This is a genomic window from Pseudoalteromonas aliena (assembly GCF_038155085.1).
GTDB lineage: Bacteria > Pseudomonadota > Gammaproteobacteria > Enterobacterales > Alteromonadaceae > Pseudoalteromonas > Pseudoalteromonas aliena_A.
Genome location: NZ_JBAKAU010000125.1, coordinates 1 through 229, shown reverse-complemented (window position 1 = coordinate 229; position 229 = coordinate 1). Strand labels below are relative to the sequence as shown.

Sequence of the window (229 nt, the reverse complement as noted above, 5' to 3'; positions counted from 1 at the left end):
AATACACCTAGCAAAACGTTGGTGGTTTGAATTTCACTTATTGTAATAAATAAAATAATTGGCAAAACTATAAAACTCGACGCCCACATTGAGCCATGAGCGTTATCGAATGTAGCCAATTTAGGCGCATTTTTAGTGTAATGCGATGCAATGTCATAGCAAAGTGAAGCGCTTAATGCCGCTACTACGGCTATCATAGATTGCCTATTAAGTACAAAGTGATTTAGTC

The 229-nt window shown here is 37.1% G+C and carries 1 pseudogene; it reads right to left on the bottom strand.

The annotated features are described in order from the left end of the window. Positions 1-229 (bottom strand): annotated as a pseudogene (locus V6260_RS18790) (EamA/RhaT family transporter); the annotation flags it as partial.